The sequence below is a fragment of the Actinosynnema sp. ALI-1.44 genome (assembly GCF_001984155.1).
Taxonomy (GTDB): domain Bacteria; phylum Actinomycetota; class Actinomycetes; order Mycobacteriales; family Pseudonocardiaceae; genus Kibdelosporangium.
Map to the genome: position 1 here is coordinate 240,049 of NZ_MTQO01000038.1, position 7,919 is coordinate 247,967.

Consider the following 7,919-nt stretch of genomic DNA (forward strand, 5'->3'; position numbering starts at 1 on the left):
CGTGCGGGTCTATCTTCCTGCGACGGTCACGATGCTGCACGAGCTCAACACGGCCGGTGAGTTCAAGCCGTTGAACGGCACCGCGTTCGCGCTGACCCCGGCGCTGCGCGAGATGTACACCGAGGGAACCGCCGAGGACCTCGAGTACGTCGCGATGGCCGACGCGGCGAGGGCGTCGCTGCGCCTGTTGAGCTCGGACCCCGAGTCGATGCGCCGCAGGGTGGTCATCGCGGCCGATGTGGACGGTGTGACGGTGCGGCCGGACCTCGACCACTCGGTCGTCCGGCTGTCCGGGCCGGTCGCGCTCAAGGACGTCGCGTCGATCCACATGGACAACTCCGAGGCCGAAGATGCCGTAGCCAAGGCCGTTTCGGTGATTGACGCTGCGGACATGGGTGACGAGGACGCAGAATTCGTGTTGGGTGACGCCGAGGACCACGAACTGGCCTGGTACGCCACCCAGGAACTGCCGTTCCTGCTGGAGCTGATGTAGAGGAGAGCGCTAGATGGACGCCGTCTCGGCCGTGCCACAAGCCCGCAACGAGCCGATCAGGTCATACGCGCCGGGGACACCGGAACGCGAGTCGCTCCAAGCCGCGATCACGGCGTTGGAAGGCGAACAGACGGACTTCACCATGACGATCGGCGGCGACGAACGGATGGCGGGCGGCGACCGCGTCGACGTGGTCCAGCCGCACGACAGGGCACACGTGCTGGGACAGACCGCGCAGGCCACCCCGGAGGACGTGCGCGCGGCCGTCGCCGCCGCGAAAGCCGCCGCGCCCGCATGGCGCGACCTGCCTTTCGAGGAGCGCGCGACGGTCCTGCTGCGCGCGGCGGACCTGCTCGCCGGGCCCTGGCGTGACAAGCTGAACGCGGCGACTGTGCTCGGCCAGTCGAAGTCCGCGCAGCAGGCGGAGATCGACAGCGCCTGCGAACTGATCGACTTCTGGCGCTTCAACGTCTCCTTCGCCCGCCGGATACTGGCCGAACAGCCGGAATCGAGCCCGGGTCTGTGGAACAGGTTCGACCACCGCCCGCTCGACGGCTTCGTCGTGGCGATCACCCCGTTCAACTTCACCGCGATCGCGGGAAACCTGCCGACAGCACCGGCCCTGATGGGCAACACGGTGGTCTGGAAGCCGTCGCCGACGCAGTCGCTGGCAGCGCACCACACCATGCGCCTGCTCGAGGCGGCGGGCCTCCCACCCGGGGTGATCAACCTGGTGACAGGAGACGGCCCGGCGGTCAGCGAAGCCGCGTTGACCGACCCGGACTTCGCCGGACTGCACTTCACCGGCTCGACGAAGACGTTCAAGTACCTGTGGCGCACCATCGGGGAGAACCTGGACACCTACCGCGCCTACCCCCGGATCGTCGGCGAGACCGGCGGCAAGGACTTCGTGGTGGCACACAGCTCGGCAGACCCGGCGAGCCTGACCACAGGCCTGGTCCGAGGCGCGTTCGAGTACCAGGGCCAGAAGTGCTCGGCTGCTTCCCGCGCGTACATCGCCCGCTCGTTGTGGGACGGCGGCGTCCGCGACGCGCTGGCCGACGTGACGAAGTCCCTGTCGTACGGCGATGTCACGGACTTCTCACACTTCGGCGGTGCGGTGATCGACTCCCGCGCGTTCGCCAAGCACTCTGCGTTGTTCGAGCAGGTGCGTGCGGAGGGCAAGCTCGAGGTGCTGACCGGGGCCACGGCGGACGACAGCGTCGGCTTCTTCGTACAGCCGACGATCCTGGTCGGCGACGATCCCACGCACGACGTGTTCCGCACGGAGTACTTCGGCCCGATCCTCTCGGTGCACGTATATGACGACGCCGACTACCCCAAGGTCCTTGACGCCGTCGACACGGCCTCGCCTTACGGCCTGACCGGCGCGGTTTTCGCGACCGACCGGCATGCGGTGGAGGAAGCGCAGCGCGCCTTGCGTTTCACCGCAGGCAATTTCTACGTGAACGACAAACCAACCGGGGCCGTTGTCGGGCAGCAGCCGTTCGGTGGCAGTCGTGCGTCGGGTACGAACGACAAGGCTGGCTCGATCTTCAACCTGCAGCGGTGGATCAGCCCGAGGTCGATCAAGGAGACATTCGTCCCGCCGACCGACCACACCTATCCCCACATGGCCTGAAACGGCCGGTGCCCCTCGTGAGAACGCACGAGGGGCACCGGACCGATGGGACTACCGTCAAATCCAGTTGTCCACAACCAACCAGTAACCCTCTGACCAGGACCTGTCACCGGTAGACTGGAGCAGGGACGCCCCCCGGGTTGGGTGGGGGACTGTTCTGGGTGGTTTTGGCGGACGAACCGGGTTTGGTCAGTTGGCGACCTGGGAAGCGGGCGGAGCCTTGATGTCCACCGGCTTGCCCCAGTCCTTGTAGGTCGCGACCAGATCGACCGACTGGCCCTGTGCGGTGATCTTGCTGGTGATCTTCACCGGCAGGTTGTCCGAGTTGATCCACCACTCCATCGGGAACGACTTCACGCCTGCCGAGCTGAGCTGCTTCGCCGAGTCCTTGGTGGTCTGGTCCTCGGCGCTCTGGGCCATCTTGGCGGTGTCGATCGTGATCTTGTAGTGCGTGACCTCTTCGCCGTCCAAGGTCGTCTTTTCCTGCTTGTCGATCGTGCCGGCCGACTTGATCTGGTCGAGCTGCTTGTCGATGTCGAAGCTGTCGTCGATCTTGTCGAGCATCGGGCCCATCTGCTTGGACAGCGGGTCGCTTCCGCCCGGGGTGATCTTCATCCACGGCTTGGCCGACGAGGTGCCGCCCATTCCGCCAGGGGCCTTCATGTAGAGGGTCTTGTCGATGAGGACCATTTCCATCTTGGCGCTGCCCATGTCCATGGTCATCTGCATGGACGGGCTGGCACCCTCGGCGCTGAACGCGCCGTCGCCCTTGATCGCCCCGCCCGCCGCGGCGCCGAGCGACATGTCGAACGTGATCTTGGCGCTCTTCTTGGAGTCGCCTTTGCTGTTGATCGCCTCGGCCAGGTCGAGCGCGCTGTTGATGCTGTCCTTCTTCTCACCGCCAGCGCTGCCCGTCGCCGACGTGTTGCCGGAGCCGGAGCTGACCGGCGTGCCCGACTCCTTGCTGCCACAGCCGACCACGGTCAGCGCGAGCACGACGCTCGCAGCCACAATCCCGGTCTTGCGCATACCTCTGTCCTAACCCCAGCTAGTCCGTAGGAACCAAACGGTGCGAACGCTAGCATTATTCGCCCGAACGGGTGGTACCGATTGGCATAATTCCTGGTCACACCTATTCAACGCCCTGTTCGCGCTGTGATTCTTCGAGTCCGGCGCGTGACGACAGCAAGCGGCGCAGGGATTCCAGCCTGCCTGTGGATGCGCTCCCATCCGCCACCACCGTGTCAAGCATGCAGTCGGGGTCTTCAGGCGTGCCCAAATGTCCACAGCCGGACGGGCATTCTTCCGCGGCTTCGACGAATTCGGGAAAGGCCGCGACGATGTCGTCCGGTTCGATGTGCGCCAGGCCGAAGGACCTGATTCCGGGAGTGTCGACGACCCAGCCCCCGGTCGGCAGCGGCAGCGCGACCGCCGTGACCGACGTGTGCCTGCCTTTGCCGACCGCGCTGACCACTCCTGTCTCGCGGTCGGCGTCCGGCACGAGCTTGTTCACCAAAGTGGACTTGCCGACGCCGGAGTGCCCGATCAGGGCCGTCACCTGGTCGCGCAGCCGTTCGGCGATCCGCTCCGGGTGCTCGTCCTGCCTGGTGACCAGGATCGGCATGGCCAGGTCGGCGTAGGCGGCGATGATCTCGTCCGGCGTGGCCAGGTCCGATTTCGTGAGGCACAACACGGGCTCCAGGCCGCCCGCGTACGCCGCGACGAGCGCGCGGTCGATGAAACCCGTCCGCGGCGGCGGGTCGGCCAACGCGACCACGATCAACAACTGCGAAGCGTTCGCGACGACCACGCGCTCGAACGGGTCGGTGTCGTCAGCGGTCCGCCGCAGGACGCTTGTCCGGTCGGCGACGCGCACGATCCGCGCGAGCGTGTCGGGTTTTCCACTCGTGTCACCGACCAGGTCCACGCTGTCGCCGACGACGACCGGTGTCCGGCCGAGCTCACGTGCGCGCATCGCGACCACGATCTGCTTCGGGTCCCCTTCGAGCGCGCAGGTCCACCGGCCGCGGTCCTTGCCGACAACCATCGCCATGACCGCGTCGGCGTGTTCCGGGCGGCGTTTGGTCCGGGGTCTGGTGCCGCGGCCGGGGCGGACGCGCACGTCCGACTCGTCGAGCCTGCTCCAGTCCGCGCCGCGTCCTGCGCCCCGCGGGCTCACGTCACTGGCCCCCGCCGAGCATCCGTGCCCACAACCCTGGGAAGTCCGGGATGGTCTTGCTCGTCGTGGCGATGTCGTCCACCTCGACTCCCGCGACGACCAGCCCGAGGATCGCGCCCGCGGTCGCCATCCGGTGGTCGGCGTACGCCCGCCACGGCCCGCCGTGTAGCGCACGCGGCCGGATCACCAGGCCGTCGTCGGTTTCCTCGACGTCGCCGCCGAGCCCGTTGAGGTCGTCGGCCAACGCGGCCAGCCGGTCGGTCTCGTGGCCACGCAGGTGCGCGATGCCCCGCAGCACGGACTGCCCGTCCGCCAACGCGGCCAACGCGGCGATGGTCGGCGTCAGCTCGCCGACGTCGTGCAGGTCTATGTCCACACCGGACAGCCGGTCGGGTCCGGTCACGGTGAGCCCGTTGGCATCCAGCTCCACGCCGCATCCCATCCGGGCGAGGATGCCACGGATGTCGTCGCCCGGCTGGGTGGTGCTCGTCGGCCAGCCGCTGACCGTGACGCGCCCGCCCGTGACCGCCGCCGCGGCCAGGAACGGCGTCGCGTTCGACAGGTCGGGCTCGACGACCCACTCGCGGCCATGGATCGGCCCGGGGCGCACCTGCCAGGTGTTCGCCTCCGAGTCGTTCACGTCCACGCCCGCCGCGCGCAGCATCTGAACGGTCATTTCGATGTGCGGCATGGACGGGACCGGTTTGCCGTCGTGCTCGACGGTCAACCCCTTGTCGTATCGGGGACCGGAGAGCAACAGGCCGGACACGAACTGCGACGACGCGGACGCGTCGATCGTCACGTCACCGCCGGGGAGTGTGCCTTTTCCGTGCAGCGTGAAGGGAAGCCGGTCGCCGGTGATGTCGGCGCCGAGGCCGCGCAACGCGTCCAGGATCGTCCCCATCGGACGTTCGCGGGCCTGTTCGTCGCCGTCGAACCGGATCTCGCCGCTGCCGACGGCCGCGGCGGGCGGGAGGAAACGCATGACGGTGCCCGCCAGACCGCAGTCGACGTCGGCGGGGCCGTGCAGCACGGCGGGGGTGACGAGCCAGTCTTCGCCGTCGTCGGTGATCTCGGCGCCGAGCGCGCGCAGCGCGGCGACCATGAGGTTCGTGTCACGGCTGCGCAACGGGGCACGCACAGCGGACGGCCCGTCGGCGAGCGCGGCGAGTACGAGGGCGCGGTTGGTGATCGACTTCGAGCCGGGGATGGACACGGTGGCACGGACCGGTGTGGCCGAGACTGGGGCGACCCAGGGCTGCGTCATGGGTCGATGATCCCCCATGCACTCGCCAGGCCAGCGCGCACGTGTCACGATTCGGGTCGGAGGTGTTGTCAAAGTGTGCGGTAGGTACGCGTCCACCAAGAACCCGGCGACGCTCGCGGCCGAGTTCGACGCCGTGGACGCGACAGAGGACGCGATCGGCGGCCCGGACTACAACGTGGCCCCGACCCGCAACGTGGTGGCGGTGGTGCAGCGGCATCCCCGCGACGAGGACGGCGAGCCCGACATGTCGACGACGGAGCGCACGCTCCGCGTGATGAAGTGGGGCCTGGTCCCGGCATGGGCGAAGGACGCGAAGGGCGGCGCGAAGATGATCAACGCCCGCTCGGAGAGCGCGGCGGAGAAACCGGCCTTCCGAACCTCGTGGACGAAGCGCAGGTGCCTGATGCCCGCCGACGGCTGGTACGAGTGGCAGCGCGACGGGAAGGTCAAGCAGCCGTACTTCACGACCCGCAAGGACGGTCTGAGCCTGGCGATGGCCGGCCTGTGGACGGTGTGGCGTGACAAGGAGCAACCGGACAGCCCACCGCTGGTGACGTGCTCGGTGCTGACCATGCCCGCGGTCGACAAGTTGGCGGAGATCCACGACCGGATGCCGGTGCTGATGGCGCCGGAGAACTGGGCGACCTGGCTGGATCCCGACAACGCGGACCCGTCGGCCCTCATCGCGCCGCCGTCGGAGGAGTTCCTGGCGGCGCTCGAACTGCGCCCGGTGTCCCAGGCGGTGAACAGCGTGAAGAACAACGGCCCGGACCTGATGCGACCGGCGACGGAACAGGACGACTCTGCCCTGTTCGACCTGGGCCGATGACAACCGCCGAGATAGCGACGCCCCGCGGCCCGGCCCGCGCGGAACTGCACTGCGCCCCGGAAGGCCGGGCAGCCCTGCTGCTCGGCCACGGCGCTGGCGGTGGGATAGGAGCCCCGGACCTGGTCGCGGCGACTCGTGGCGCGACGGCAGCGGGCGTCCACGTGGCTCTCATCGAGCAGCCGTACCGCGTAGCGGGCCGACGCGCCCCGGCCCCGGCCGGCCAGTTGGACGAGGCCTGGCTGGCGGTGGCCGACGACCTGGCGGAGCGCTGGTTCGCGGACCTGCCGATGGTCTTCGGGGGAAGGTCGTCCGGTGCGCGCGTGGCGTGCCGGACAGCGGCGGAAGGTGAAGCGGTGGCGGTGCTCTGCCTGGCCTTCCCGCTGTACCCGCCGGGGAAGCCGGACAAGACCCGCCAACCGGAACTGGACGGCGTGGACGTGCCGGTCCTGGTGGTGCAAGGCGAAAAAGACACCTTCGGCAGGCCGGAACCGGCCCACCACAGGGAAGTGGTGCTGATGGCGGGAGACCACAGCCTGAAGGCCGACCCGAAGGCGATCAGCCAGACCGTGCAGGAATGGCTGTCCAGAGTGCTGCGACCGTTGGACTGAGACGCGATGAGCCGACAATTCCAAGTCACCTTCGACGCACACGACCCACGCGCACTGTCGACCTTCTGGCGTGACGCACTGGGTTACGTCCATCCGGGCCCACCCGGAGTCGACGTGCCGGAAGGCACGGACCCCTTGGCGGCATGGGACGAGTTCCTGAGCAAGGCGGGCGTCCCGGAGAACGAGCGCAACACGCGTTCGGCCATCGAGGACCCGGACGGCGACGGTCCCAGGGTCTTCTTCCAGCAGGTTCCGGAGTCGAAGGCGGGCAAGAACCGCGTGCACCTCGATGTCCGAGCGGCGCCGGGGCTGGACGGCGACGAACGGATGGCCGCGCTGGAAGCCGAATGCGGCCGACTCGTGGCGTTGGGCGCCACGCGGGTGCAGCGCCACGATCCCGCCCCGCCGATGAGCATGGGGTTCATCGTGATGACCGACCCCGAGGGCAACGAGTTCTGCCTGGACTGAGAAGTCCGTTCATCGAGGTGGCCGGGAGCCGCCCGGGGGCTGCTGACTCGCAACGGGCTCGCGGGGTGACCAGGCTATGTGCGGCTCGCGCGCCAGCGCAGAAGTGGGCGGCCCTGCGCGCCAGCGCAGGGTTTGCGGCTTGCGCGCAAGCGCAGAGTGGTGCTTCGGGGGTGTCTCCTGCCCGTCGGCCTGGGCGAAGCCAACCACGGGCTGTCAAGAGGTCGGCCCACGACAACCGGCGCCAGCGATAGCGGTACCGATCCTCTTGACAGTCCGTGGTTCCCTGGGGCAGGTCGACGGGCAGGGGACGCCCGCGCCCTCCAACCCCGGGTCATGAAAATTATGCGCGGAGAGAAACACCACCAGGAAACCTCCTGCCCGGAGGTCTGCTCCCGGCGAGGGACTCTTGTGTCTTTTCAGACCCGGGATCTCA

General features: G+C 68.5%; 8 protein-coding genes. 5 read left to right on the forward strand and 3 right to left on the reverse strand.

Translation table 11 applies throughout. The features are described from left to right. Window position 1 precedes the first annotated feature (1 nt). Both ALI144C_RS12840 and pruA read left to right on the forward strand, forming a co-directional pair. A complete protein-coding gene (locus ALI144C_RS12840; RefSeq protein WP_076987297.1) occupies window positions 2-493 on the forward strand; it encodes a DUF6912 family protein in 492 nt (163 codons plus the stop codon). A 13-nt stretch (window positions 494-506) separates the two neighbouring features. Then, a complete protein-coding gene (pruA, locus tag ALI144C_RS12845; RefSeq protein WP_076987298.1) occupies window positions 507-2,135 on the forward strand; it encodes an L-glutamate gamma-semialdehyde dehydrogenase in 1,629 nt (542 codons plus the stop codon). Between the two features lie 189 nt (window positions 2,136-2,324). Here pruA and ALI144C_RS12850 read toward each other — a convergent pair whose 3' ends face one another. The 3 genes from ALI144C_RS12850 to aroA all read right to left on the reverse strand — a co-directional run bounded on the left by ALI144C_RS12850 (window position 2,325) and on the right by aroA (window position 5,581). Beyond that, the gene (locus tag ALI144C_RS12850; protein WP_076987299.1) at window positions 2,325-3,164 is read right to left on the reverse strand and encodes a hypothetical protein; all 840 of its coding nucleotides are present in this window, start codon (window positions 3,162-3,164) and stop codon (window positions 2,325-2,327) included. A gap of 103 nt (window positions 3,165-3,267) precedes the next feature. Continuing rightward, window positions 3,268-4,314: a ribosome small subunit-dependent GTPase A gene (gene rsgA / locus ALI144C_RS12855; protein ID WP_076987300.1), complete on the reverse strand. Its 1,047-nt coding sequence runs from the start codon at window positions 4,312-4,314 to the stop codon at window positions 3,268-3,270. Between the two features lies 1 nt (window position 4,315). Next, on the reverse strand, window positions 4,316-5,581 hold the full coding sequence (gene aroA, locus ALI144C_RS12860; RefSeq protein WP_076987301.1) for a 3-phosphoshikimate 1-carboxyvinyltransferase: 1,266 nt from the start codon (window positions 5,579-5,581) through the stop codon (window positions 4,316-4,318). Between the two features lie 73 nt (window positions 5,582-5,654). Here aroA and ALI144C_RS12865 point away from each other — a divergent pair, with 73 nt between their 5' ends. The 3 genes from ALI144C_RS12865 to ALI144C_RS12875 are packed head-to-tail and all read left to right on the forward strand — an operon-like array spanning window position 5,655 to window position 7,486. Beyond that, window positions 5,655-6,410 carry an SOS response-associated peptidase gene (locus ALI144C_RS12865; protein WP_076987330.1) on the forward strand — a complete coding sequence of 252 codons (756 nt, stop codon included), beginning with the start codon at window positions 5,655-5,657 and terminating at the stop codon, window positions 6,408-6,410. Further along, window positions 6,407-7,018 carry an alpha/beta hydrolase family protein gene (locus tag ALI144C_RS12870; RefSeq protein WP_076987302.1) on the forward strand — a complete coding sequence of 204 codons (612 nt, stop codon included), beginning with the start codon at window positions 6,407-6,409 and terminating at the stop codon, window positions 7,016-7,018. The genes ALI144C_RS12865 and ALI144C_RS12870 overlap by 4 nt, the downstream gene beginning before the upstream one ends. Window positions 7,019-7,024: 6 nt before the next feature. After that, on the forward strand, window positions 7,025-7,486 hold the full coding sequence (locus ALI144C_RS12875; protein ID WP_076987303.1) for a VOC family protein: 462 nt from the start codon (window positions 7,025-7,027) through the stop codon (window positions 7,484-7,486). Window positions 7,487-7,919: the final 433 nt, after the last annotated feature.

What these genes read in the sequence shown, in the direction of transcription:
- aroA (WP_076987301.1), bottom strand. Translation starts at nt 5,581, where the DNA reads ATGACGCAGCCCTGGGTCGCCCCAGTCTCGGCCACACCGGTCCGTGCC.
- pruA (WP_076987298.1), top strand. Translation starts at nt 507, where the DNA reads ATGGACGCCGTCTCGGCCGTGCCACAAGCCCGCAACGAGCCGATCAGG.
- ALI144C_RS12870 (WP_076987302.1), top strand. Translation starts at nt 6,407, where the DNA reads ATGACAACCGCCGAGATAGCGACGCCCCGCGGCCCGGCCCGCGCGGAA.
- ALI144C_RS12850 (WP_076987299.1), bottom strand. Translation starts at nt 3,164, where the DNA reads ATGCGCAAGACCGGGATTGTGGCTGCGAGCGTCGTGCTCGCGCTGACC.
- ALI144C_RS12875 (WP_076987303.1), top strand. Translation starts at nt 7,025, where the DNA reads ATGAGCCGACAATTCCAAGTCACCTTCGACGCACACGACCCACGCGCA.